Genomic DNA, 25,267 nt, shown 5'->3' on the forward strand with positions numbered 1-25,267 from the left:
AAGGCCGCCATTTAAGGCATCCCGATGGATAAATTGATACGTTAGTGCTAGTGACAATAATAAAAATTATCTATATAATGCCTACAATTAGGAAAGCGAGGGTACGATAATATAATTATATGTGGATAGTTCTTCTCGTTGCTGCTTTACTCATTACCGTTATTATAATACTCAGAAGGTTCAATATCTGGAGTTTTCCATGGATAAAATTCTTTTTAAAGGGGAAAGAATCGGGATTCAGTTTTTCGGAAATTAATCTGCTTCGTAAAGTGGCGATAGAGAATAAACTTAAAGATCCGACATCGCTTTTCTGGTCGATCAGGCAACTCGATTTTTCAATCCGCGGTGTTCTTTCGAATTATCGTGCACGCGGAATAGAAGAGACGGAGAAGTCGTGTAATTTTATTTCCAAACTTTTTGAATTCAGAAAACGAGTGGAATTCCAGCTTCCCAAATATAAACTGGGGCTGAAATCAACGCGCGATATACCGGATAAACAGAAAATCAAGATATCGATTCCCGGAATGGACCCGTTTTATTCACAGTTACTTGAAAATCTGAGACGTTACATGGCTTTTTCATACCCCCAGGGACCGAAACTCCCCGCGGGTTTTTCCTGGAAAGGGCAGCAGATCGGCATCTACTTTTACCGTAACGGCGATGCGGGTTATTTTTTTAACACCAAGGTAATCGATGATTTTTACTATAAAAAATACCCTATTCTTCATGTCGCACATTCAAGCAACCTTGTCCGTTCGCAAAAGCGGAAATCGATAAGGGTCGATGTAAGCCGGTCCGCCATGCTTTTCCCGCTGAAAAACATGGAGATGGCGAATGAAGAAATCGAGGTCGATGCGGGCCTCAGATGCAAGCTTATCGATCTTTCCGAAGACGGTGCGGCCGTTTTGATCGGCGGGCGGGCGAAAGCGGGGCTTCCCGTTAAAATTCAGTTCAATCTTTTTGATGTGCCGATTGTGATGAACGGCATCGTCAAGGGGATAAATTTCGACGATAAAAAAAACAGATCGATTATCCACATACAGGCACTGCCGTTGAGTAATCAAATGAGGAACCAGATTCTCATTTTTGTTTATAATATCTTCGGCGAGAGGGCGGAGGATACATCAATAAAAGCCCCGAAACTCGAACCGACGAAAAAAAACAGTGGAGATTCGGAGTAAGTCCACTTCTCTCATACAATACTTATACGGCGTTAATTGTATTAAAACCGACAATTGTCGTACATATTCCCAAATACATTTGGCGCCGAATGAGAACGAAGCATTTACCAATGCTTACGTAAAAACCCGGTCAAGGACGATCGCCTCCTATCCTTGTTTTTCATTCTCGAAAGCTTTTCCGTAATCGATTCCCATTTCCCGAAGACGGGGGTAATGTGTCCGTACGCGTTTATAAAACCTGTCCGTCTCGCGCCGTTTGGGCGCGGACCAGAGAACTTCGGCGAGGGCTAAGAGCCGGGGGAACAGTTTCTGTTCAATGCTCTCCTGCGGCGCATATTCCGTCCACATATTGCACTCACCGCCGAGAACAAGATGTTTCTTTTTACGCATAAACCCGCAGGGCAGGGGGTTGAGTGAGTAAACGGTATCAAGATCGATCTTGTCGAGGGGATAATCCAGATAACAGTTGCCGGTCGGTGAAACGATAATGTTTCTGTTAAGGTCCACTGCCTGTTGAAGCGTTTCCTCTTCTTTCCATGACCGCCAGTATTGTACGGTGATCCCGTCGACTGGATCACCCTCGAGGACTTCATCCCACCCGATGACCTTTTTGTCCAGTGATGAAAGAAACCGGACGATTCGTGCAATAAAGTAGCTTTGAAGTTGTTCTTCCCGTACAAATCCCTTTTCCTTCATTAATTGCCGGCATTTGCCGCAATCCTTCCATCTTCGTTTGGGAACCTCGTCCGCACCGATATGGATATAGGGAGAAGGGAAAAGGTCTGCGACCTCTGAAAGGATGTCGGTGAGAAAGGTGAAGGTTTCGTCATTGCCTGCACAAAATACATCCTCGAAAATACCCCAGGTGGCGGCGACCTCGAACGGTCCGCCTGTACAGGAGTAGGCGGGGTATGCGGCCAGTGCGGCGGTACAATGGCCGGGCATCTCGATTTCCGGTATCACTTCGATATACCTTTCTGCAGCGTAGGCGACGATTTCCTTCACGTCGTCCTGCGTATAATACCCCCCGGTTTTTATCCCGTTTTCGATACGAAAGGCGCCTGTTTCCGTAAGACGCGGGTATTTTTTTATCTCGATTCTCCACCCCTGGTCTTCTGTGAGATGCCAGTGAAATTTGTTCAGTTTATAATATGCAAGAACGTCGAGCAGGTGTTTGATAAAATCTTTTGTCATGAAGTGCCGGCAGCAGTCGAGAAGCAAGCCCCGCCATTTGAAAGCGGGATAATCGGAGACAGTGATACACGGGATACACCAATCCGTTTTTTCCCCGCCCGATGTACCGGATACGTTTCCCGGTGGAAACAGCTGGCGAAGCGTCTGTACGCCCCTGAACAGGCCCTGCGGTGATGAGGAACGAAGTATTATGGAAGGAGGCGCTACCAGAAGGTTGTAACTTTCTTTCGACGGTGTTCGTGAGTTTTCCAGGAGAATCGAGATTGACGGTTGTCCGGAATCATCGGGCTTTTTGCCGTCGATACCGATGGTATACCCCGTCAAGGATTCGAGATGTTTCGAAAGAAGCAGGCCGATCCTGCGAATTTCATCCGTGTGCGGGTGTATATACAGCCCGGTTTCCGGCGTAAGACGGAAGGTTCCCGGCTTTACCTTGAGTTTAGCGGGAACGGGAATGAGTGAAATGTCATGGATAGGTAATCCCATAAGGGTTCATCCTCCTTTTTATTTCATAACGGTCCCGACAAGTTTCCCGATGGTTCGGGGAAGCGCGTCCTTCGATGTTTTCCACGGTTCGTCTGCATGCCGGTAATCGAATTTTTGTGTATACCAGTGAATTTCCTCTTCCAGCCGGGCGAGGTTTTTTTTCTGGATGGTAATCAGTTCTTCGATAAATGTCCGAGAATCGTTCCCGCGCAATGTTTCATCAGCCATGAGGATCAGGCCGGCGGCGTGGAGAAGGCAGAATCCCTTTGAGGAGAGAAACGCTTTCCTGAAATCCGTATCCTTTTTCCAGAGATAAACGGTGGTAAATGAATACCTCTCGAGGGCGCGAAGCAGTTTGTTGCAAAGCACACATGTATGTGCCGTTTGATCGAGGAAATTGGTGTAAGATGAAAGCTCCTTGAGTGTTACTCCTTTTTTCAGGGTAAACCGCCGTGATGATTTATCATATGAACCGATTTTTTTTTCCTGTCTTTCCAGTGACCGCAATAATTGTTTGAGATGGGTATGTGTCATGAGTGCAAGACCGAGTTTATTTCCGCCGGCATGGAGCATATCATTATGCTTTTCACAAAACCCATATTCATTGACGGTTCCGCGGATATCCGGCTGCATGACGGCGCCGCCGAGAAAAAATTGTACAAAATCCTTTTCAAGTTTATGTTTCAGAAGACAGAGGGGACATTCGTTTTCTTCCTTGAATGCTTCCCATATGGGAATCGTTTCAAGCTCGTATTTCATTAATCTAACCCTTTATGAATAAAAAACCTCTCTGTATGTCTTTCGCTGTCCGTATATGAACGACATATATCCCCGTGTTCGACACCCTTCACAGACGAGGTGGTGTTCATATCATGGTAACAAAATATTAAAAAAGTCAAGAGATGCATCAACGCCTGCATCCGGCTGCTTTACCGCCGCATTGTTTTGGTATATTATTGATATTGTAAAACAAGACAAAAAGTAATAAAATAACTTATAAGTTTATTAAGATATTCCCTTATGGGAAATGAGTAATACTTCCTTAGGGGATATTCCGAATAGGCCGATTTGCTTTTTTATTGTCTTCATATTACTATATAAGTAACATGCAAAGACAGCAGCGGTAGTGTCATTGAAAAAATATCCAGTCCGGCTGTCTGAAAACATATAAATGACTGAACAAAATGGTCGTCGGGACATTAAACCGGAATGTTAAATGGTAATGATGCGGGATCATGGCTTGAATGGTACATCCCCTGGTTTTGTTCCAAAAACGGCGGCGATTAAGGAAAGTAATGAGCAAAGCGAAAAGCCGGAAAAAACGGTCCACAATTGGTTTACTTCTCGACTGGCCGGGAACCCCCTATCAGATGAAATTATGGAGCGGGGTTGCGGATTACGCGAGAGAAGAAGACGTGAATCTTATCTGTTTTATCGGCGGGGCGATCAATTCTCCCTATACCTACGAACAGCAGCGGAATAAACTTTATGACCTCATCAGCGAGGACCGTGTCGACGGACTCGTCATCCTTACCTCGACAATCGGACATTTTGTCGGCTATAACGGAATGAGGGATTTTTTCGCACGGTTCGATTACATTCCACTGGTAAGTATCGCAACACAGATGGAGAACGTTCCATCCGTTGTCGTGGATAATGAATTGGGTATGAGGGACCTTATGAATCACCTTATCGAGGTTCACGGGTACAGGCGCCTCGCTTTTATCGGCGGCCCCGAACATAACGCAGACGCCACGCAACGATTATACGTCTACAAGGACGTGCTGCGCTTGTCCGGCATTGAATACGATCAGGATCTTTATATTGTGGGCGATTTTGAAATGCTGACGGGTCAGGCGGCAATTCACACACTTATCGGTGAACGGAAAGTCGATTTCGATGTCGTCATCTCGGCAAATGACGAGATGGCAATCGGAGCCGTTGCCGCCATTCGGGAACTCGGATACAGGGTGCCCGAGGATATCGCTGTTGTCGGTTTCGACGATATCGATATCAATAAATCCATCACACCCCTGCTGACGACGGTCAGGCAGCCGATATATCAACAGGGAAGAATCGCCGCCGAACTGGCGCTTTCGGCGATCAGGGGAAAAGATGTCGCCGAATTGACCATTCTCCCGACCGAACTCATTCTCCGTGAATCCTGCGGCTGTTTTTCGCGCATGATGAAATCGATCGTCAAGGAGAAACTACAGAATGATAATACCGGGTTTCAGGAACTTTATCAGACGAACAGGCAGTCTCTCCTTGAAGATATAAACAGGATTCTGGCCCCTCATCTTATTAATTTCAGCAATTTCACGCGAAACAGTTTCTCGGAACGCGTCGAACAGCTGCTTTCCGCGTTTCAGTCCGACCTTACCAATAAAAAAGAAGGAACCTTTCTTTCCATCTGGAAGGATATTCTCTATCTCGCGACAACAAGCGGCCCGAGCGCCCCTGTCTGGCAGCAGGTTCTCTCCGTTCTGCATATGCAGGTGCTGCCTTTGATACACGACCGCATTATTCATGCGAAAGCCGATGAAATATTACTCAGCGCACGGGAGATGGTGGAAGAAACGGAAAAGCAGGAACTGGACTATCGTCTTTTGAGTAATGCGAGAGAAACCCTCACCATCCGTGCCCTCGGCGAGCAACTGCTTGCCTCGATGAACCTGACCGATCTTATCGATTTGCTTGAAAAAGCACTTCCTAAACTCGGTATCAAAAGTTGCTACCTCTCGCTTTATGAGGGCGAGCATGAAGAGAAGGGCTCGAGGAATGAAAGCACTGATATTTCCCGGCTTATTGTGGCTTTTAACGAAAACGGAAAACTCGACCTTACCGAAGAAGGCATAAGCTACCCATCAAAAGAACTCATTCCGGCAGGTATGTTTCCGAAAAACAGACGTTTCGCCATCATGGTGGATGCCCTCGATTACAGTAAGAACCAGCTCGGGATCGCTTTTTTTGAAATGGGGCTTCAGGGTGTTATATCGTATGATCTTCTGAGAAAGCGGCTGCAGGAGGCGGTAAAAGGGGTATTGCTTCTCCAGCGTGTGCACGCCCAGACAATCGCGCTGACGAAGACAAATGAAAAACTTCAGGAGGAGATCGCGGAGCGGGAACGCGCGGAAAAGGCGTTGCGGGAAAGTGAACTATATCTGAGAGCGATTCTCGACGCCAATCCGATTCCCCTGGTCATATATCGGGAGAGTGACGGCCGTATACTCTATGCAAATGAATGTTTCGGTCATACATTCGGATTTGACAATACAAACATCGACAGGAGAAAAATCAAGGAATACTTCAATGATCCCGTCGAATACAGGCACCTGCTTGATAAATTAAAGGTCACCTGCTTCGATACCAGGGGATATGTCCAGAATTATGAAGTTTCCATGAAAAAGGAGGACGGGACGCAGTTCTGGGTGGTTATTTCACTCCAGACGTTTTTATTCAACCAGGAACTTGCTATTATCGCCGGGTGTTATGACATCACCGACCGCAAGCGGCTTGAAAAGGAAATTCTTGAAATAAGCGGGAGGGAACAGCAGCGGCTTGGTCAGGATCTTCATGACGAATTGAGCCAGCAGCTTACCGGTATATCATACATGTGCAGGGTGTTGCAGGAACAGCTTGATGCGAAATCACTCGACGACGCCAGAACAGCGGAAGAAATAACCCGGCTGGTGAATCAGTCGATCAGCCAGACGAAGATACTTGCACGTGGTCTTTTCCCGGTCGAGCTGGAGGAGAACGGAATAATCTCCGCTTTGAGGGAACTCTCGGAAAAGACGGAGAAACAGTTTCATGTACCGTGCCATTTCATTTGTATGGACGATGTCTTTATTACCGATAATACCATCGCCCTGCATCTCTATCGGATCGCTCAGGAGGCGGTACATAATGCGGCAAAACACGCAAATCCGGATAATATTTATATTCAGCTTGAGTGTATGGAAAATAAAATACTGCTTTCCATCAAAGATGACGGGGATGGAATTGATGAGGAACGTGGTGACGGTAAGGGGATGGGCTTGCGTATTATGAAGTATCGCGCTAATATGATCGGTGGAAATATCCAGATCGGACAGGGAGTCAAGAAAGGAACGGTCGTAATCTGCTCTGTCGATAATCCGGCAGTAAAGAATAAAAGAATAAAGATAGGATAAAGGAAGTATGAAAGAGGACATTGAAAAAAAACGGGTGTTAATTGTTGATGATCATCCGATTGTACGCCAGGGTATTACAAGGCTTATCAATTATGAAGAGGAATTGATGGTATGCGGGGAAGCGGGAAATGCGAAAGAAGCCCTGGAGACCGTAGAACGGGAAAATCCGGATCTGGTGATTGTCGATATATCCCTTAAAGGAAGAAGCGGTCTTGAACTTATCAAGGATATTCGTATGCGGTTTCAGGATTTACCCGTACTGGTTGTTTCCATGCATGACGAATCCCTCTACGCTGAACGGGTGCTTCGGGCCGGGGCAAAGGGGTATATCATGAAACAGGAACCGCCGGAAAAGGTGCTCGATGCGATCAGGCAGGTGCTCGGCGGAAAAATTTTCGTCAGCGAGAAGATGCGGGAGAAAATGCTTCAGCGATACGTACTGGGTTCGTCCCAAAGAAACGCTTCAACGGTGGAACGATTGAGTGACAGGGAACTGGAGGTATTCAGACTTATCGGAAAAGGCATGGGAACGCGGCAAATAGCAAAAGAACTTGATCTGAGTATAAAAACGGTCGAAACCTACCGTGAGCATATCAAAGAAAAACTGAATCTGGAAAACTCATCGAAACTCCTGCAGTATGCGATTGACTGGGTGCAAAATGAAAATCCCAAATAGGCCATCCGCCACTGAACGGGCGATACCGGTACAGTGATCATATTATTTATGCGTGCCAATAAGGCGGTGATCGGTTGTCGGAATAAATAACAAAAATATTTTCATTTTTTTCTTGACTCCTGTATATTCTGATATTAATTTATCATTGTAAAAAGTAACATTTCAAAAAGGTGATAGCTTATGTTAATCAAACTGGACATCAACAAGACCCTTAAAGACCTTAAGGAGCCCCGAACTAATTTTTATCCGTGGAAGGACCTCGAACACTTGAAAAAGTTCTACGAGGATGTCGTTGACGGGGAGACAATCAACCACATTGCCGAAGAAATTCGGGAAGGGAAACGAAAGGTTGATAATGTCACATTCAAGAAACGGAAAGACCTTGATGAATACTTGAATGAACGGGGTTTATGCAACCTGGTGGAAATGGTAATACTGGAAAATGATGAAGCGCTTGACGTTTTTTTGCAAAATCCGGTATACAGTTCGCCAAAGGGACACAAAAAGGCCCTTAATGTCTGAGATGAGGGTAGTCCTGCACGCTTGATTGATATCGATATGCTCAAAAAGGTATATCGGTATGCAATAATGCCTTAAAGAGACGCTCTGATCGGTGTTGTGGTGTCGTATGTATCACTCACTCGGATAGCATATCTCGATGCTGCGGACCGCATGGTCATGGCAATATCGGTGATGACTTCAATTCCTTCGGTAACGATTCGAACATATATCGCTCTTCTTCGCTATCTATCTTCCGGATTTCACGAAATTAATTGGTGTGAAAAACAACGCCGCTTTTCACGGACGGTGGTTTATAAAAAAATGTGTGAAATATCTTGATATTAATCAGGTATTCAGGTAATATAATACCAGAAACGGAGATGAAGCAATGGCAGGTATTGTATCGATAACGGAATCCGCCCTGATCGGTATTCACGGGCTTGTTGTTCTTGCACAAAATACACCGGGACAAGTAAGTACGAAATCGATATCGGCAGTGACCGGTGCATCGGAAAATACCGTTTCAAAGGTGATGCAGCGTCTTTTGAAAGAGGGGTTTGTCACCTCCAACAGGGGACCGTCGGGAGGATTTTCGCTTGCAAAGAGTGCCCGGGTCATCACGTTGCTTGATATTTATGAGGCAATAGAAGGCAGACTTGATACCTCCGGTTGTCCGTTTCACCGGCAGACCTGTATGTTTTCCTCATGTCTTTTCGGAAAGAAGATATCGGATATGCGGGTGGAAATAAAGGGATTCCTTGAAAGCAAAACCCTCATTGACTGTATTCGGGAGTAATATACCGTTCCGGATCGTGCGCCGGATGAAAGGAGGTGTGACGGTGAAAGATAAACTTCTCCAGGAGCTTGAGAAACATTTCGGAAACGATACGAGACGGATAGCGCATGCCAAAAAGGTCCTTTTCTATGCCGAACGACTGCTTGAAAAGCTTCCGGGTGATCCCCGCATCGTCGTTCCCTCTGCAATTCTTCATGATGTCGGTATAAAGATCGGGGAAGAGAAATACGGTTCGAATGCGGGGATATACCAGGAACGGGAAGGCCCGCCCGTCGCGCGGAGGATACTCGAGGCGCTGGGAATGGGACCGCGTGAGATCGATGAAATATGCGACATTATCGGCCATCACCATTCCCCGGGGAAAAACGAATCCCTCAATTTCCGGATTCTCTACGACGCGGACGGTATTGTCAATCTTGCAGAAACGGCGGAAAAGAATAGCTTAGCCGACCTGCTGAGAATAATCGAAAAACATTTTCTTACGGAAGAGGGGAAAATGATCGCGGCGGACCTGTATGCCGGAAAAGCTGCAGAAGGAGGTTGAATATCATGAAGGATTCGATGACTATCGCCTTTTACGACGCGAAGCCCTACGATCGCGCTTCATTCGACGAAGCGAACAGGGAGTTCGGTTACACAATACGATACTTCGATTCCCGCCTGACGGGCGACACCGTCTCGCTCGCGAGCGGGAGTGACGTCGTCTGCGCGTTCGTCAATGATACGATCGACCGGGCGGTACTCGATAATCTCGCCGCCGCGGGTATCGGCCTCGTCGCGATGCGCTGCGCGGGCTACAATAACGTGGATCTTTCCGCAGCTTACGGAAACGTCCATGTGGTTCGCGTTCCCGCTTATTCCCCCCACGCTGTGGCGGAACACGCGGCTGCCTTGATCCTCTCGCTCAACAGAAAAACCCACAAGGCCTACTACCGGACTCGGGAAAGCAATTTCAACATCAACGGTCTTCTGGGGTTCGACATGTACGGCAAAACGGCGGGGGTAATCGGGACGGGAAGGATCGGAAGGGAACTGGTGAGGATATTGAACGGGTTCGGGATGAAGGTGTTCGGTTACGATCGTTATCCCACCCCTGAAATGAAAAAGCGTGATAATTTCGAATATGTCGAACTGGATACCCTTTACCGGGAATCGGATATCATCTCCCTTCATTGTCCGCTTTCCAAGGATACCTTTCACCTCATCAACGAGGATTCGATCGATACAATGAAAAAAGGTGTCATGATCATCAACACCGGCCGCGGCGCCCTCATCGATACAAAGGCACTGATCGAAGGGTTGAAGAGCGGTAACATCGGCGCTGCGGGACTCGATGTGTATGAAGAGGAAAGCGAGTATTTTTTCGAAGATTTCTCGAACACGGTAATATCGGATGATGTCCTGGCGCGGCTGCTTACCTTTCCCAATGTCCTCGTCACCTCTCACCAGGGATTTTTCACACGGGAAGCCCTCTCCAATATCGCACGGACGACCCTTTCCAATATCAGGGTATACGGGCAGGGGAACCTGCTGGAAAACGAGATCTGTTACCGCTGTGAAAACGATGAGTGCCTGAAAAAGAAAGAGGGGAAGTGCTTTTAGGGGCTGCTGTTGTCTCCGATCTCTATCATTGTACCGTAACCCTGCGGTACGTCGGCCGGTAAGCTATGTATCGAGTTTTGTCGAGTCTTTGAGGTATTCGATGAGGATGCGTTTTGCTTCTTCCATCGAATCGGTTTGTACATCAAATTCCGGTATTGGCGTTGATTTGTTTGCAAAAGGCTGATAAAGCGTGCCTCCTATCTGAACGGTTCCTTTTGAAAGACTGATAATATGTGCTTTCATCTGTTTCCTCTCTTCACGTATCGATTCCTGTATGCCGTACAATTCCTCTCTTTCAGTTTAATTCAAATAAATGCAAATGTCAAGAAGCGTAGAGAAGCTTGCGATATGAAAGCCCTGCAAGCCAATTAGCTTATAGATAGCATATTCAAAGTTCGATTTATGCAAGAAATACGGACGAATACCTGAAAAACAACTGGTATTCGTATCCGTCAAAGGCCGGGTTCCTCCTTTCCCCCTTTACACTTTTTTCAATATCCTGTACCAATAAGGAGTTCAATTTTAAAGAGGGAGACAGGCATGGAATACGAAGGAATAATAAAGAGTCTTCATCCGCTCGAAATAATGGTGTTGAACCGATACGGAAAAGGTGAAACCCTTACTTCTCAGAAACTGGTCGCCGATCTTTCCTTCAACGAAGGTCAATGCCGCCAGGCATTCAGCTGGCTTTCCCAGAAAGGGCTGATTGAGGAGAAAGAACGTGAAAAGATTGTCTGGTATGAACTTACCGATTGCGGAAAGGAATATCACGAGAACGGGACTCCTGAAGAACGGATATTGAACCTCCTTGAGAAGGAAACCGCTTTGCATCTTCCCGATATGGCGAAAAAACTTTCAATCGATATGAAAGATATCGGATCTGCCTTTGGTGCGCTTTCAAAAGAGGGAATCCTCTCCATGGATGAAAACAAACGGGCTCTCATAAAAGATCCTTCAAAGAAAGGGGCGCTCGAAGCAATCAGGACCCTCATCGACCATGTGGCTCATGAGAAAAAGGTGCGGGCCGGATCACTGAATGAACGACAACGGGAAATTGTATCGGAAAATAGTAAAAAAAGGGGTTCGTCAAAGGGTATTTTCAGAATAAACGAGCATGATGAGGTGACCTTTATGCTGACGGATAAGGGTGCCCGAATCAGGAAAGAACTCCGGGATAAGGGGATTACCGGTGAAGAAACCGGTGTTCTGACTCAGGATATGTTGAAAAGCGGTGAGTGGCGGACAAAGGGTTTCAGATCATATAACATCGATATACCGCCGGTGAGGGTCCTTTTGGGAAGAAAGAATCCCTATGTCGATTTTCTCGAGCTTCTCAAGGATAAACTTGTTTCTCTTGGATTCGAAGAGTATGACGGTCCTCTTCTTGAGACGGAGTTCTGGAATTCGGATGCCCTGTTTATGCCCCAGTTTCATTCCGCTCGGGATATCCATGATGTCTTTTATATCAAAGAGCCGCAATACGCAAAGAAGATTGAACAGCCGTATCTGGATAATGTCGCCAAAACGCATGAAGACGGATGGAAAACAGGCAGCAGAGGCTGGAAATATGGCTTTGATAAAAACTTTACGCGGCGAATGATACTTCGAAGTCAGGGAACGGTCCTTTCGGCCAGGGCGTTGACGCGGGCAAAGATACCGGGAAAATATTTTGGCGTGGTCCGTTGTTTCCGGCCGGATACAGTGGATGCGACACACGCGGCTGACTTTTACCAGACAGAAGGTATCGTCCTTGGAGAAGAGGTCAATCTGAAAAATCTTTTGGGACTGCTCAAAATTTTTGCGGAGGAAGTGGCCGGTGCGAAGGAAGTGAAATATGTTCCCGCCTATTTCCCCTTTACCGAACCGTCGGTGGAAGTACATATTAAACACGATGTACTCGGCTGGTTCGAACTCGGGGGATCGGGTATTTTCAGGCCGGAAGTTACCGAACCGCTCGGCATTCATGTCCCCGTACTCGCCTGGGGGCTGGGTATAGACAGAATGGCGCTTATGTCGTTGGGGCTGAGTGATCTGCGCGATCTTTTTACAAGTGATATCGAACAAGTACGCCTTCGACGAAGGAGGAGCATATAATGCCGAAAATTGATGTGTATAAAAGTACATTTTTCAACCTTGTAGGGAAATCCATGAATCAGAAGGAATTGACGGATATTCTTGTCGGTGCAAAGGCCGAACTCGATGAATGGCATAATGATGATGAACTTATCAAGATCGAGCTTAACGATACAAACAGACCCGATCTCTGGTCCACTGCCGGTCTCGCCAGGCAAATAAAGATACTTCTCGGCGGAAAACTCCCTCTGTATGGCTTTATTTCCTCACAGGACAAACAGATAGAAACGGCTGAGAGGACGATCAAGGTCGATCCGAAGTTAAAAGATATAAGACCCTACATTTGTGCATTCGCCGCACGGGGAAAACCGATCGATGAACCCTTTCTTATCGATATCATTCAGACCCAGGAGAAAGTATGCGGAAATTTCGGTCAAAAAAGAAAATCGATTGCGATGGGTATCTACCGTGCGGATATTCTGGAATATCCCGTCAAATACCTGGCGGCGGATCCCGATAACACAGCCTTTACGCCTCTGGGATTTACCAGGCCTCTTTCTCTGCGGGAGATTTTACGGGATCATCCGAAGGGTATCGAGTTCGGCTGGATCGTCGAAGATTTCTCCCGCTATCCTTTCCTTCGGGACGCAAAGGACGACGTGCTTAGTTTCCCGCCGATCATCAACAGCGCGACACTCGGCGCACTCGAAGTGGGGGACAGTTACTTCTTTGTGGAACTGACCGGTATCGATATGGACAGTCTTCTTCTGGCGACATCGATCGTCGCCTGTGACCTGGCGGATTTCGGGTATGAAATTTTACCCGTGACCGTGGAATATCCGTATGATACGCCATACGGAAGGAAAGTGGTCACCCCTTTCTATTTTCAGAAACAGATGGCGCTTGATGTCGCATATGGATCGAAACTTCTCGGTGAACGGCTTTCTCCCGAAGATGCCGCACGGTTTATCGGAAAAGCCGGAAATGAGGTCTCCGTATCGGGGAATGAGGTCGTCCTTTCACCGCTGCCCTACAGAAACGATTTTCTCCATCAAGTCGATGTTGTGGAAGAGATCATGATCGGCCGCGGTATGGGGAGTTTTTCACCTGAAATGCCAAAGGATTACACAATTGGCCGTTTGTCCTCACTCGATTTATTTACCCGTGAAGTAAGGGACATTATGGCGGGTCTTGGTTTTTAGGAGATGATTTTCAACTATCTCGGTTCGCGTAAAGATTTTATTGAGAAGATGAACCTTCCGGACGAGGGGTTTATCCACATTCAAAACCCGATGACGGAAAACTATGCGATGGTTCGGAAATCGGTTTTTCCCAATCTTCTGTCGTCGGAGGCAATTTCCGCACATGCGGTGTATCCTCACCGTATCTTTGAAATCGGCAAGGTCGCGTATCAGGACAAGGAAGACAATTACGGTTCGAAAACCCGTGCCTATTGCGGTTTCCTTCTCGCAGACGGCGAAGCGGGATATAATGATGTGAACTCTATTGTATCGGCTTTTTTTTATTACCTTGCCCTTGATTATGAACTGCGTGAAAAAGACGATCCGAGGTTTATACCGGGAAGGACCGCCGCCATCTATTGCGGGGGTGCTGTCGTAGGGATTATGGGAGAAATACACCCGGCTGTTCTTTCAAACTGGGGAATACAAATGCCGTGTGCCGGGGCCGAGATTGATCTGGATATCTTATCCGGAGAAGGAGTGTGAATATGGATATAAAAAAAGTCGATCTTTCATGGAGTGAAGGGGCCAATATTATTGTCGGACAGACACATTTTATAAAGACGGTTGAAGACATCTCCGAGATCGTTATTTCCGCTGTGCCGGGAATAAAATTCGGGATCGCGTTTTGCGAGGCATCCGGCCCGTGTCTGATTCGGAATGAAGGGAACGATAAAACGCTTGTCGCAGATGCCGTACGATGCGCTGAAGCGGTAGGGGCCGGTCATACCTTTTATCTCGTTATCAAGGATGCTTTTCCCATCAATATTCTTACCCAGATAAAAGCCTGTCAGGAAGTGGCGCATATCTTCTGTGCAACGGCGAATCCGCTTCAGATTCTTGTTGCCCAAACCGATCAAGGCCGCGGCGTTATGGGCGTTGTCGACGGGGCATCGCCAAAAGGCGTTGAGACGGATAAAGACAGGGAAGAACGAAAGCGCATGCTCCGCACGTTCGGGTACAAGTTCTGACCGGGCTGTTCCGGGCTACCAGCGCAGAAGGTTCCCGCCGTAGGTAAGCCCGCCGCCGAAGCCGATTGTCATGATATAATCCCCGCGTTTGAGAAGACCTTTTATATCCATTTCCGCTAATGCGATCGGAATCGTCGCCCCGGAAGTGTTTGCGTATTCTTCGATATTGATATAAAATCTTTCCAGGGGGATTTTCAGGCGTTTTGAGGCGGCCTGTAATATTCGCACGTTTGCCTGATGGGGGACAATATATGCAATATCATCAAGGCTGATGTTTGTTTTCTCGATGATTGTCTTTACCGTATCGCAGAGTACTCTCACCGCAAAATGATAGACCTTCTGGCCGTCCATCTGTAAATACGAGTGTTTGTCTGTTTTTTTATCCGGATGGAACGGAAATCGGGAACCGCCGAGTTCCCGTATCAGATATGGTGCTCCGTTTCCTTCTGCCCTGAGTGTCGAAAACATAATTTCACTATCGGTAGCAATATCATTGACGGCGACTAAAGCCGCTGCCGAACCGTCACCAAGCAATACACAGGTGTTTCTGTCCGACCAGTCCATGGTTTTTGACATAATTTCCGAACAGGCGACCAGTATATTCCTTGCCGCACCTGATTTTATAAAATTGCTTGCAATCTCGAGTGCGTAGATGAATCCGGTACAGGCCGCAGTGATATCGAAAGCGCCGGCGTTGACTGCGCCCAGTCTGTCCTGCAGAATGCATGCCGTTGACGGATATCCCGGAAAATCCGGGGTGGTTGTCGCCACAATGATAAGGTCGATTTCCTCCGGGGAGATTTTTGCCTGCTCCAGTACCTCCCGGCACGGTTTGAAAACAAGATCCGAAGCCGATGTATCTTCATCCGCAATATGCCGGAATTTAATTCCCGTATGCGTGAAAATCCATTCATCTGATGTATCAACCAGTTTGGTCATGTCTTTATTTGATAATCTTTTTTCAGGAACATTAAAGCGTACTGCTTTAATATAAGCCTTCATTCTTCTCATCCCCTTCCTCTATAATTGTCCACATATTATCGAAAATGGTTTTCATTATTGTTAACGTATTTCATCTCACTGATAGTGTCAAGGAGTATAAAGTAACAGGGTTACGCATAAAATGCAAGTATATATAGAAAATATTGAATAATTCCATTGCATAAAATATGTTTCTTTCCGTGTTTCGGGAGAGATATAAATAGTATGACCGGCACGGCGGTATAAACAGGAGACATATCATCGTCATTAAAATATCTATTTTATTATATTAATTTAATTGAAACAACATTAACTTGACCAATGTAGTAATAATTGTGTAAATTTGAAATAATGGAAATGACGGTGGCGAAGACGATTAAGGCGTTTATTCCGGTATTAATCATGGTTTTTGGGCTGGATGCAGGATGTGCTTATAACCCCGGTTTTAGTGTTCTTTTCGGTAAAGACGAAAAGGGCCCTGAAACAAGAAAGGAAGGAGTGACGATGAAGGGAAAGACTTCTTTTGCGACATTCGGGGGCGGTTGTTTCTGGTGTCTTGAGGCGGTGTTCGAGCGTATCGAAGGTGTCGTTTCGGTTACGTCGGGGTATGCCGGCGGCCAAACCATAAATCCAACGTACCGGGAGGTATGCACGGGAAGTACGGGTCACGCGGAGGTTGTCCGGATTGAGTATGATCCGGAGGCGATTACCTATGAAAAACTTCTCGAACTGTTCTTCAAATCTCATGATCCGACGACACTCAATCGTCAGGGCGCCGATACCGGGACACAGTACAGATCGATTATACTTTATCATGACGAACGTCAAAAGGAAGCCGCATATGCATCAAAAAAGGCACTACAGGATTCCGGGCGTTTCGACAGTCCCGTCGTTACAGAGATTAAGAAATTAGCGGCATTCTATCCGGCGGAAGATTATCATCAGGATTATTATGAGAAGAATCCGTATAACGGGTACTGCAGGGTTGTGATCGATCCGAAACTCAGGAAACTCGGATTGGAAGATAGTCGAAATTGAACGGGAGGAGAGCCTAAAAGCTTTCACTTACGGTAACATCGTGTTTTTTTATCTGCGCGGTAAAGTCTTCCCACAACTGCATGGCCCGCTGAAAGGATTCCTTCCGGCCGCAGAGTTTCTCACCCAGAAGATAATTCCTGTACCCGAGTATTTTGAGGAGAAGCAGGTCCGAAAGATCGTTCATGGATATATGATGCTTCATTTCGAGGGATGAAAAAATACCCGATGCCGCAATCGCTTCAGGATCCTTTTTGATAATTATGCGAAGAGCCGTAAGGATTTCCGTTTTATTACCTTCCATCTGGATGAACAGATCGTTGCGTGCCGCCATGAGATGTATTCTTTGAAAGGTAACCGGAAATGATTTTTTTACAAAATCGAGACCCTGTTTTGATTCGATTTTCGCGATGATTATGGCGTTCGGGTCCTCCGAGATCAGTTCCCGTATATCGTCTTCATTCTGGACGAACGAAAGCATATATGAATGAATGTCGTGTTTTCGGGCCGCGTCGATGTATTCCCTGTCGTTGTCGGTAAGGTAACCCTTGATCGAAAGTGAAGGGGCGGCGATATTGATCAAATCCCCTGGTTCGATAGCAACGTTCGGTATTCTTTCAAGAACGAGGGTGTTGTCCCGTTCGATATTGACAGCCAACGCCTCCGAATCCCCGTAATATATTTTTACGGGCAGTTCGACGGATATTGAATGACTCAGTCTGACTTTGGGGTTTATTTTCATATCGACGTCGACGGCCCGCAGCTGACGTGTTTTGAGATCTATCCATAAACGTTTTTTGCCGCATATTTTCTTTAGAGCGCGAATGAATTTCTCCTTGTTTTCTTTAACCGGAAGAAATGTATTGAAACGAAATTGATCGATTTGCGGATGTTTAGCGATGATTTTGATGTGACGGATATCGGGTGTTAAACTCGCGATTACCATTCCATACTCCCGGAATATTCGTTTCGGCCGCCGGTGCACATTCTCTTGGGTGGAAGTGAAGCCTGCATTAATACAGCATATTCCCCGCCAGGTGAAAAACAGGAATTTCTTTTCCCAAAACCCCCTTCCCCCTCGATTATTATTACATTATATTCAAACAAAAGTAAAGCAGGTGTACGTTCGCTTTATCGTGATACAACGCAATGTTCATGCGGCACCGCCTGTCCTTGCATAGCGAATACAACCGTGATAGCGACGCTACGGAAGGGAAAAGAAACGATGAGACATACTGACCTTTTTGACAAAGGATGGAAGTTCATAAAGGCGGATCCGCCCGGTGCCGAGGTCCGGTACTTTGATGACACCGATTGGGAAGATGTGACAGTTCCCCATGACTGGGCCATCGGTGGACCGTTTTCAAAGGACAATGACAGTATTATCATGACGATAACGGAAAACGACAGGCAGGAAACAGTCGAATATTCCGGTTCGACGGGTTCACTTCCCTGTTATGGAACAGGATGGTACAGAAGACGGTTTACCGTCGGAGAAGATATGCGCGGGATGCGCTTCTTTATCGAATTCGACGGGGTCATGAGTAATGGAACCGTTTATCTGAACGGCCGGAAAATTGGATGCCGGCCATACGGTTACAGTTCCTTTGGATTCGAACTGACGGATGCCGTTTCCTTGACGGAGGAGAATCTTCTTGCGGTCAAGGTGACGGTTATTCATAAGTCGTCACGGTGGTATCCCGGGGCCGGAATATACCGGCATGTACGGTTCATCGCGGTCCGGTCCATATATGTTCCACGATGGGGCTCGTACATTACAACGGTAAAGGCGGATAATGACGAGGCACGGATTATGGTGAGTACGACGATTAATAATGCTTCCGGAGAACCGGCCGCGGCAGTTCTCGGGACGGAAATCGTGCCGCCCGGAAAGAAGAAAGGTTACTCCTCATGTTCCGATGTACTGATCGAAAAGCAGGCAGTCGTTGATCGGGAAATCGTTATCAGGAAACCGTTTCTATGGGATATCGATTCTCCGATGCTCTATAAAGCCGTTTCATCGATCCTTGTGTCCGGCCGTATCGTCGACCGGTACGAAACATGGTTCGGGATCCGGACGCTTTCATTTGACGGTGACGGCTTTGCCCTGAACGGCAGGGTGGTTAAGCTGAAAGGAGTATGTCTGCATCACGACCTTGGGCCCCTGGGGGCTGCGGTCAATCGAAGTGCGATCGACCGGCGGCTCGATATACTGAAGGCAATGGGGTGTAACGCGATCCGGAGCAGCCATAATCCGCCGGCTCCGGAATTGCTCGATGCCTGCGACAGGAAGGGGTTTCTCGTTGTCGACGAGGCGTTTGACGAATGGCAAGAAGCAAAGTGCGAGAATGGATATAACAAGCTGTTTGGCGAATGGGCGGAAAGGGACCTTCGCGATATGATCAGGAGAGACAGAAATCATCCGTCGGTCATCATGTGGAGTATCGGCAATGAGGTGCCCGAACAGGGCAAACCGGGCGGGAACGAGACAGCCGGGTTTCTCTCCGCGATCTGTCGTGACGAGGATGCTTCAAGGCCGGTCACTGCCGCCTTCAATGCACCGGATGACGCGATAAAGAACGGGCTTGCCGATGCCGTCGATATTCCAGGTTGGAATTACGCCTGGTTTAAATATGAAGCGTATCATAAAAAATATCCCGCCATGATTCAGTACGGAAGCGAAACGGCGTCATGCCTGAGCAGCCGCGGGGAATATCATTTTCCGGTCGAAGAGGAACGCCCGAAAAGGCATGCTTCCCTCCAGGTTTCTTCATATGATCTTGCCGCTCCTCAGTGGGGGTATCCGCCCGATTACGAGTTCAGGGCGCAGGACGATCGCCCCTTTGTTTTGGGGGAGTTTGTCTGGACGGGATTCGATTACCTCGGGGAGCCCACCCCATATGAACGGGACTGGCCGAGCCGCAGCTCCTACTTCGGCATCGTCGACCTGTGCGGCCTGCCGAAAGACAGATATTTCCTCTATCAAAGCCATTGGACAAAGGGAAATGTTCTGCATCTCCTTCCACATTGGAACTGGGAAGGCAGAGAGGGTGAGATAACACCGGTATATTGTTATACGAATTATGATTCGGCCGAGCTTTTTTTGAACGGAAAATCATGCGGGGTGAGAAAGAAAAATCCGGCCGGTCTTTTTGACCGGTACCGCCTGATGTGGGATGATATACGGTACCGGCCCGGTGTGCTTTCCGTCGTCGCTTTCGATTCGCGCGGCCGCCCGACCGCCCGGCGTGAAATGAAAACGGCGGGCGAACCGTCGAAAATCATGTTGTCGCCGGATCGGAAAAAAATAAAGGCCGACGGATACGACCTCTGTTTTATAACGGTAAAAATCACGGACAGGGACGGTACCCTCTGCCCGAACGCGGAGAACCCCATCTTCTTCGAAACAGTTGGTCCGGGATATGTGAAGGCGGTCGGTAATGGAAATCCTATCAGTCTGGAACCTTTCATTGCCGTGAAACGGAAAGCCTTCCACGGCATGTGCATGTGCATCGTCGCTTCATTTCCCGGACAAACCGGTACCATAAGGGTGACCGCCTCCGCAGACGGCCTGCAATCGGCCCGGATAACCATCGGCAGTAAATGAAACCTCACCAGTCGCAGTATAAAGGCGGTTCATATCCCGATTCGAACGGAACGCAGCTTTTTATAACATCAATCATTAACGGGAAACAATTAATGCCGGGGCAGGCTGACAGAATCGGGGATGAATAGTATAATTCGTCACACACAATCATGAAAGTATTCGCCGAGATCATCAGAGTCTATTTCAAGATGCTCATTCAATACCGGTGGACGTTCGCCATTACCGTCGTCACGCAGCCGATCGCCCTCTTTATTAATATGTCTTTGTTCAAGAGTATCTATACTTACAATCAGACAAACGTTATAAAGGGGTACAGCTTCGAACAGATGGTCTGGTATTTCCTCTCTTATATGATCGTCAACGCCTTTGTCTGGAACGCTACCACAATGTTCATGTCCAACAAGATTCTTTCCGGTGACCTGTCGGGTGATTTACTCAAACCGATCTCGGTTTTCAGACTTGAGCTGGGAAGCAATATATCTTCCAGGCTTATCGCACTGTTCATGGATTTTATCCCCAGTATGATCATATGCAGCCTTATCCTCTTTCCCGTTTTCCTCACACCACTCTCGTTTCTTCGTTTCCTGATTGTCGTCATTCCCGCCTTTTTCCTCAATTATCTCTGCGCTTTTCTCCTTGGGCTTTTGGCCATGCCCATGAAGGACAACTCCTCACTTATCACCCTGAGTAACCTGTTCCTGGCTTTTGCAGGCGGAGCGTTTTTGCCCCTTGAATTTTTTCCCGCCGCCGTGAATCGTGTGCTTGCATTCTTCCCTTTTACCTACATTTACTACTGGCCGATCCAGTTTCTGCTGAACAAGGCTCCGGCCGACCGGTGGGATCAATGTATCACTATTGTGATAATACAGCTGGTATGGATAGCGGTCCTCTATGTTATTTGCAAACTATCATGGAAACTCCTTGTCAAAAAATATTGTGCGGCGGGCGGGTAGTCTATGAGAAAAATATTCAAGCTTTTTCAGCTGTTTTATGAAAACAGTAAAATAAGATTCGCCCGTGCGATGGCTTATCGGCTCAACTTTTTTCTCGATTCCTTTATTTCACTTTTCCTGTCATTTATCGGTCCGTTACTGCAATACCTGATTTTTTCCCAGACCAGGGGGTTCCCCGGATGGGACCTCAACCAGATTATTCTTTTCCAGGGGCTTTTACTTTTTCATCTCGGCCTCAGAAACTCGATGTTCGGATCGCTGCACTTTTTTGTGATGGATCTTGTACGGAAGGGGGAGTTCGACAGACTGCTTTTGAAACCATACCCGGCCATCGGCGTCATTCTGGCAAGCGGATTCAATCCTCGCAGCATGGGTTCCATTCTGGCCGGAGGGATCATCATCGTCTCATCGGTGATTACCCTGAAACTGGAAATCACTCCGTTCACGATCGGGCTATTGATTGTTTTGACGTTATTCGGGTTGTTTCTCTACATGGGATTCGAAATAATCTATTCTTCGGCGGTCATTGTTCTCGTGCATCTGGGAAGACTCTACGATATCCTGCATCTGTTCACACGATTCGGGGAGTTTCCCCTCGAGATTTTTACCAGGGCACTCGGGATCTTTTTCATTACCGCCGTACCCATGGCGATCTGGGTAAATTTCCCGGCGAGGGTGCTTCTTGGCAGGGGGAGTATTAATATTGTCTATTCATTGGGTTTCAGTATCGTGTTTTTCAGTATGGCGCTGCTTCTCTGGAGGGCCTGCCTGAAACGATATACGAGTGCCGGAGGATAAGCGATGATCAAGAGAAAAGAGAACATTGTCAGCGCAGAGGGGCTGACAAAGGTATTCAAGGTACACCTTCGGGATAAATCGGGATTATTGCCCGCGATACAATCACTCTTTGTCCGTAAATATTCCGAGGTGGTCGCGGTCAAAAAGCTCGACATGGCGATCCGGCAGGGAGAGATCCGCGGGTTGATCGGGCCGAATGGTGCGGGCAAATCCACCACGATCAAGATATTTTCCGGGATCCTTTTCCCCACTTCCGGCAGCGCCGATATCATGGGCCATACGCCATGGCACGATCGGGAACGGCTGGTCAAGCGAATCGGGGTCGTGTTCGGGCAGAAATCCCAGCTTATCTGGGATCTGCCCGCAATCGATACCTTTCAGCTGCACCGCAAGATGTACGATATTCCCGATAACGTCTATGATGAAAACATCAGGTACTTTACCGCTTTACTCAATGTGGCGGAGGTGATCCGAAAACCGGTGAGACAGATTTCCCTGGGGGAACGGATGAAGTGCGAGTTCATCTGTGCACTCCTTCACGAACCGCCCCTCGTCTTTTTGGACGAGCCGACCATCGGTCTGGACATTTTCTCGAAAGAAGCGATTCGGGGCTTCATAAAAGGGGTGAACCGGGAAAAGGGGACGACGTTTATCCTGACGACACACGATTTGAACGATATTGAAAATCTCTGTGAACGGGTGAGTATCATCAACAAGGGAACCATCGTGTTTGACGATACCATCGATAAGCTGAAAAGCTATTTTGCGGACAGGAAAATGGTCGAACTGCATTTCCGCAGGAAAATAGCATCTTCCGAACTGGCGGGGTATGACGTAAAGGAATTCTCGCCTTTGGCCGCGCGCGTCGAACTCGATATGACCCGGACAAAACTGGAAGATGAGGTGGCGCGGATATTCAGGACATTACCGATACGGGATATTAATATCAGCAATATCGATATCGAGGAAGTGATCAAATTCATTTATGCGAGTTGAAACACTGCCGGAGGCGATGATGTGATATGATGCATAATCATACAATTATGGCGCAGTCCCTTACGAAGCCATGTATTCGAGGATAATTCTGAATACCCTCCGTATCGGTTCGGCGGCCCCCCAGAGAAGCTGGTCGCCGCAGGAAAAAGCGGCGAGGTAGTCCGGTCCCATTTTCATTTTGTGAATACGGCCGACAGGAACCTTGAGTGTACCGGAGACGGCGGCCGGCGTCAGCTTTTCAATCGTTTCTTCGTATGTATTGGGAACGACATACGCCCACTCGTTCGACGAGGCGATCATCTGTTCGATATCGGCAAGCGGAATATCATGGGTGAGTTTTATGGTAAATCCCTGGCTGTGACACCGCATCGCGCCGATTCTGACACAGAGGCCGTCGACGGGAACCGGATGCTTTAACCCGAGAATTTTGTTCGTTTCCGCATGCCCCTTCCATTCTTCCCTTGTGCGGCCGTTTTCCGAGGCACAATCGATCCAGGGGATAAGGCTTCCCGCGAGCGGGGCTTTGAAAACATCGATCGGAAAGGAAGGGCCGGTTATCGCGGACTGGACTTTTCTGTCCAGCTCGAGAATGCTTTCCGCCGGGTCGTCGATGGTATCTGATGCGGCCTTTCCGATTGCGATCATCTGCTTGACGAGTTCCCTCATGTTTTTAGCCCCGGCGCCTGATGCCGCCTGGTATGTCATCGAGGACAGCCATTCGACGCAGCCGTTTTGAAACAATCCGCCGAGCGCCATCAACATGAGGCTTACCGTGCAATTCCCGCCCGTAAATATGGTGATGCCGGAAGCGAGGGCTTCATCGATCACCTTTCGGTTGACGGGGTCAAGGACGATGATTGCGTCCTCCGACATCCTCAGCGCGGATGACGCGTCGATCCAGTATCCCTTCCACCCGCTTTTCAAAAGGCCGTCGAAGATTTTTTTCGTGTATGCGCTTCCCTGACAGGTGACGATTATATCCTGGTCTGCCAGGAGTTTCAGATCATACGCATCCTTTAGCGGTGGAGTATCAATGCCGATATCCGGGCCCTTTTGTCCCGCTTGTGAGGTGGAGAAAAAAACGGGTGTGAACCCGTGAAAATCCTTTTCTTCGAGCATGCGCTTCAGGAGGACGGAACCTACCATTCCCCGCCACCCGATAAAACCCGCCTTTACCATATCGTCCCTTTCCGTATCGTTGTAACGACAAATCTAACAGCAGGAGTGGAGAAAGTCAAGTGGCGGCCTGCGGATAAAGCCGAAAAACGCAATCGCTCTTCTCATTCGTATAAAACCGCCCGTCTTGCCGGAAGAGAAAGTGAAACGCTATCGCGAACGGCGAACGCCCCTTCTTATGCACGCTTCCGTGATGGGGCATATCGAGCAACGGGGACTTATCGGCGTACAGATGTGCTGGCCCAGTATGACGAGAAGTTCGTTGATACGGATCCAATAGTTGCGCGGAAGTATCTCCATGAGGGCCTTTTCGGTTTCTTCCGGATTCTTCGTTTTCACCCAGCCCGTTCTGTTCGATATTCTGTGGACATGGGTGTCGACACAAACCGCCTGAATACCGAAACCGAGATTCAGGACGAGATTCGCCGTTTTACGGCCGACCCCGGGAAGCGTGAGAAGGATGTCTCGGTCTGCCGGAATACGGGAGCGATGATCGCGAATGAGTATAAAAGCTATTTTTTTAAGGTTTTTCGCTTTCGTTTTGTAAAAGCCCGCGGGATAAATGAGTTTTTCAATCACCCCTTGATCTAATGCGGCGAGTTTTTCGACGTCCGGGGCGCGGCTCAAAAGTCTGTCCGCCGCTTTTTTTGTCACCTCATCTTTCGTTCTGAGTGAAATCACCGTGGAGATCAAGATTCTGTACGGGTCGGGGTTCTCGGCCGCGACAAGCGAGACTGAGGGGAGGAGTTTTTCTTTGAGGGCCCCATCAAGTAAACGGAAAATGCGGGCCCAGCCGATTTTCTCTTTCATATACCGCGTGTTTTA

At 47.7% G+C, this 25,267-nt stretch carries 21 protein-coding genes and 1 pseudogene; 15 read left to right on the forward strand and 7 right to left on the reverse strand.

Features of this window, described 5'->3' with window-relative positions; all coding sequences use genetic code 11:
- Positions 1 to 119 precede the first annotated feature (119 nt).
- The gene (locus tag JW881_11120) at positions 120 to 1,181 is read left to right on the forward strand and encodes a PilZ domain-containing protein (GenBank protein MBN1698055.1); all 1,062 of its coding nucleotides are present in this window, start codon (positions 120 to 122) and stop codon (positions 1,179 to 1,181) included.
- 147 nt (positions 1,182 to 1,328) lie between these two features.
- On the opposite strand, the gene JW881_11125 is transcribed toward JW881_11120, so the two are convergent.
- A complete protein-coding gene (locus JW881_11125) occupies positions 1,329 to 2,861 on the reverse strand; it encodes a beta-N-acetylhexosaminidase (protein ID MBN1698056.1) in 1,533 nt (510 codons plus the stop codon).
- An 18-nt stretch (positions 2,862 to 2,879) separates the two neighbouring features.
- Positions 2,880 to 3,620, reverse strand: a complete 741-nt coding sequence (locus JW881_11130) for a hypothetical protein (GenBank protein MBN1698057.1) — start codon at positions 3,618 to 3,620, stop codon at positions 2,880 to 2,882.
- 536 nt (positions 3,621 to 4,156) lie between these two features.
- Between JW881_11130 and JW881_11135 the strand changes: the two genes are divergently transcribed.
- From JW881_11135 to JW881_11160, 6 genes are all read left to right on the forward strand, one after another.
- Positions 4,157 to 7,036, forward strand: a complete 2,880-nt coding sequence (locus JW881_11135) for a substrate-binding domain-containing protein (GenBank protein ID MBN1698058.1) — start codon at positions 4,157 to 4,159, stop codon at positions 7,034 to 7,036.
- A gap of 7 nt (positions 7,037 to 7,043) precedes the next feature.
- On the forward strand, positions 7,044 to 7,712 hold the full coding sequence (locus JW881_11140) for a response regulator transcription factor (GenBank protein MBN1698059.1): 669 nt from the start codon (positions 7,044 to 7,046) through the stop codon (positions 7,710 to 7,712).
- A gap of 180 nt (positions 7,713 to 7,892) precedes the next feature.
- Positions 7,893 to 8,234, forward strand: coding sequence for a hypothetical protein (locus JW881_11145; GenBank protein MBN1698060.1), 342 nt, complete (start codon positions 7,893 to 7,895; stop codon positions 8,232 to 8,234).
- A gap of 367 nt (positions 8,235 to 8,601) precedes the next feature.
- Positions 8,602 to 9,009, forward strand: a complete 408-nt coding sequence (locus JW881_11150; GenBank protein MBN1698061.1) for an Rrf2 family transcriptional regulator — start codon at positions 8,602 to 8,604, stop codon at positions 9,007 to 9,009.
- A gap of 43 nt (positions 9,010 to 9,052) precedes the next feature.
- Positions 9,053 to 9,553: an HD domain-containing protein gene (locus tag JW881_11155; GenBank protein ID MBN1698062.1), complete on the forward strand. Its 501-nt coding sequence runs from the start codon at positions 9,053 to 9,055 to the stop codon at positions 9,551 to 9,553.
- Positions 9,554 to 9,570: 17 nt separating this feature from the next.
- A complete protein-coding gene (locus JW881_11160) occupies positions 9,571 to 10,611 on the forward strand; it encodes a 2-hydroxyacid dehydrogenase (GenBank protein MBN1698063.1) in 1,041 nt (346 codons plus the stop codon).
- 63 nt (positions 10,612 to 10,674) lie between these two features.
- On the opposite strand, the gene JW881_11165 is transcribed toward JW881_11160, so the two are convergent.
- Entirely contained in the window at positions 10,675 to 10,854 is a 180-nt protein-coding gene (locus JW881_11165; protein ID MBN1698064.1) for a hypothetical protein, read from the reverse strand.
- A gap of 297 nt (positions 10,855 to 11,151) precedes the next feature.
- Here JW881_11165 and JW881_11170 point away from each other — a divergent pair, with 297 nt between their 5' ends.
- The 3 genes and pseudogenes from JW881_11170 (at position 11,152) to JW881_11180 (ending at position 14,896) form a co-directional block, all read left to right on the forward strand.
- The gene (locus JW881_11170) at positions 11,152 to 12,705 is read left to right on the forward strand and encodes a phenylalanine--tRNA ligase subunit alpha (protein ID MBN1698065.1); all 1,554 of its coding nucleotides are present in this window, start codon (positions 11,152 to 11,154) and stop codon (positions 12,703 to 12,705) included.
- Positions 12,705 to 14,411, forward strand: a pseudogene (locus tag JW881_11175) (phenylalanine--tRNA ligase subunit beta). Before JW881_11170 ends, JW881_11175 begins: the two are co-directional and overlap by 1 nt.
- Positions 14,408 to 14,896 (forward strand): adenosine-specific kinase, encoded by a 489-nt coding sequence (locus JW881_11180; protein ID MBN1698066.1) that lies wholly within the window; start codon positions 14,408 to 14,410, stop codon positions 14,894 to 14,896. Before JW881_11175 ends, JW881_11180 begins: the two are co-directional and overlap by 4 nt.
- Before the next feature lie 15 nt (positions 14,897 to 14,911).
- On the opposite strand, the gene JW881_11185 is transcribed toward JW881_11180, so the two are convergent.
- A complete protein-coding gene (locus JW881_11185; protein MBN1698067.1) occupies positions 14,912 to 15,898 on the reverse strand; it encodes a ketoacyl-ACP synthase III in 987 nt (328 codons plus the stop codon).
- A 483-nt stretch (positions 15,899 to 16,381) separates the two neighbouring features.
- Here JW881_11185 and msrA point away from each other — a divergent pair, with 483 nt between their 5' ends.
- Entirely contained in the window at positions 16,382 to 16,915 is a 534-nt protein-coding gene (gene msrA, locus JW881_11190; GenBank protein ID MBN1698068.1) for a peptide-methionine (S)-S-oxide reductase MsrA, read from the forward strand.
- Between the two features lie 13 nt (positions 16,916 to 16,928).
- Here the strand turns inward: msrA and JW881_11195 are convergent, their stop codons facing one another.
- Positions 16,929 to 17,858: a hypothetical protein gene (locus JW881_11195; GenBank protein ID MBN1698069.1), complete on the reverse strand. Its 930-nt coding sequence runs from the start codon at positions 17,856 to 17,858 to the stop codon at positions 16,929 to 16,931.
- Between the two features lie 279 nt (positions 17,859 to 18,137).
- On the opposite strand from JW881_11195, the gene JW881_11200 reads away from it, so the two are divergent.
- From JW881_11200 to JW881_11215, 4 genes are all read left to right on the forward strand, one after another.
- Positions 18,138 to 20,519 carry a DUF4982 domain-containing protein gene (locus tag JW881_11200; GenBank protein ID MBN1698070.1) on the forward strand — a complete coding sequence of 794 codons (2,382 nt, stop codon included), beginning with the start codon at positions 18,138 to 18,140 and terminating at the stop codon, positions 20,517 to 20,519.
- A gap of 149 nt (positions 20,520 to 20,668) precedes the next feature.
- A complete protein-coding gene (locus JW881_11205) occupies positions 20,669 to 21,472 on the forward strand; it encodes an ABC-2 family transporter protein (protein ID MBN1698071.1) in 804 nt (267 codons plus the stop codon).
- A 3-nt stretch (positions 21,473 to 21,475) separates the two neighbouring features.
- Positions 21,476 to 22,270 carry an ABC-2 family transporter protein gene (locus JW881_11210; protein MBN1698072.1) on the forward strand — a complete coding sequence of 265 codons (795 nt, stop codon included), beginning with the start codon at positions 21,476 to 21,478 and terminating at the stop codon, positions 22,268 to 22,270.
- 3 nt (positions 22,271 to 22,273) lie between these two features.
- Entirely contained in the window at positions 22,274 to 23,266 is a 993-nt protein-coding gene (locus JW881_11215) for an ATP-binding cassette domain-containing protein (protein MBN1698073.1), read from the forward strand.
- 60 nt (positions 23,267 to 23,326) lie between these two features.
- Here JW881_11215 and asd read toward each other — a convergent pair whose 3' ends face one another.
- Positions 23,327 to 24,445: an aspartate-semialdehyde dehydrogenase gene (asd, locus tag JW881_11220; protein ID MBN1698074.1), complete on the reverse strand. Its 1,119-nt coding sequence runs from the start codon at positions 24,443 to 24,445 to the stop codon at positions 23,327 to 23,329.
- Between the two features lie 147 nt (positions 24,446 to 24,592).
- Entirely contained in the window at positions 24,593 to 25,252 is a 660-nt protein-coding gene (locus JW881_11225; protein ID MBN1698075.1) for an endonuclease III, read from the reverse strand.
- Between the last annotated feature and the right edge of the window lie 15 nt (positions 25,253 to 25,267).

The sequence above is a fragment of the Spirochaetales bacterium genome (genome assembly GCA_016930085.1).
In the GTDB taxonomy this organism is placed as follows: Bacteria; Spirochaetota; Spirochaetia; order SZUA-6; family JAFGRV01; genus JAFGHO01.

What these genes read in the sequence shown, in the direction of transcription:
- JW881_11120 (MBN1698055.1), top strand. Translation starts at nt 120, where the DNA reads ATGTGGATAGTTCTTCTCGTTGCTGCTTTACTCATTACCGTTATTATA.
- JW881_11125 (MBN1698056.1), bottom strand. Translation starts at nt 2,861, where the DNA reads ATGGGATTACCTATCCATGACATTTCACTCATTCCCGTTCCCGCTAAA.
- JW881_11130 (MBN1698057.1), bottom strand. Translation starts at nt 3,620, where the DNA reads ATGAAATACGAGCTTGAAACGATTCCCATATGGGAAGCATTCAAGGAA.
- JW881_11135 (MBN1698058.1), top strand. Translation starts at nt 4,157, where the DNA reads ATGAGCAAAGCGAAAAGCCGGAAAAAACGGTCCACAATTGGTTTACTT.
- JW881_11140 (MBN1698059.1), top strand. Translation starts at nt 7,044, where the DNA reads ATGAAAGAGGACATTGAAAAAAAACGGGTGTTAATTGTTGATGATCAT.
- JW881_11145 (MBN1698060.1), top strand. Translation starts at nt 7,893, where the DNA reads ATGTTAATCAAACTGGACATCAACAAGACCCTTAAAGACCTTAAGGAG.
- JW881_11150 (MBN1698061.1), top strand. Translation starts at nt 8,602, where the DNA reads ATGGCAGGTATTGTATCGATAACGGAATCCGCCCTGATCGGTATTCAC.
- JW881_11160 (MBN1698063.1), top strand. Translation starts at nt 9,571, where the DNA reads ATGACTATCGCCTTTTACGACGCGAAGCCCTACGATCGCGCTTCATTC.
- JW881_11165 (MBN1698064.1), bottom strand. Translation starts at nt 10,854, where the DNA reads ATGAAAGCACATATTATCAGTCTTTCAAAAGGAACCGTTCAGATAGGA.
- JW881_11170 (MBN1698065.1), top strand. Translation starts at nt 11,152, where the DNA reads ATGGAATACGAAGGAATAATAAAGAGTCTTCATCCGCTCGAAATAATG.
- JW881_11185 (MBN1698067.1), bottom strand. Translation starts at nt 15,898, where the DNA reads ATGAAGGCTTATATTAAAGCAGTACGCTTTAATGTTCCTGAAAAAAGA.
- msrA (MBN1698068.1), top strand. Translation starts at nt 16,382, where the DNA reads ATGAAGGGAAAGACTTCTTTTGCGACATTCGGGGGCGGTTGTTTCTGG.
- JW881_11195 (MBN1698069.1), bottom strand. Translation starts at nt 17,858, where the DNA reads ATGGTAATCGCGAGTTTAACACCCGATATCCGTCACATCAAAATCATC.
- JW881_11200 (MBN1698070.1), top strand. Translation starts at nt 18,138, where the DNA reads ATGAGACATACTGACCTTTTTGACAAAGGATGGAAGTTCATAAAGGCG.
- JW881_11205 (MBN1698071.1), top strand. Translation starts at nt 20,669, where the DNA reads ATGAAAGTATTCGCCGAGATCATCAGAGTCTATTTCAAGATGCTCATT.
- JW881_11210 (MBN1698072.1), top strand. Translation starts at nt 21,476, where the DNA reads ATGAGAAAAATATTCAAGCTTTTTCAGCTGTTTTATGAAAACAGTAAA.
- JW881_11215 (MBN1698073.1), top strand. Translation starts at nt 22,274, where the DNA reads ATGATCAAGAGAAAAGAGAACATTGTCAGCGCAGAGGGGCTGACAAAG.
- asd (MBN1698074.1), bottom strand. Translation starts at nt 24,445, where the DNA reads ATGGTAAAGGCGGGTTTTATCGGGTGGCGGGGAATGGTAGGTTCCGTC.
- JW881_11225 (MBN1698075.1), bottom strand. Translation starts at nt 25,252, where the DNA reads ATGAAAGAGAAAATCGGCTGGGCCCGCATTTTCCGTTTACTTGATGGG.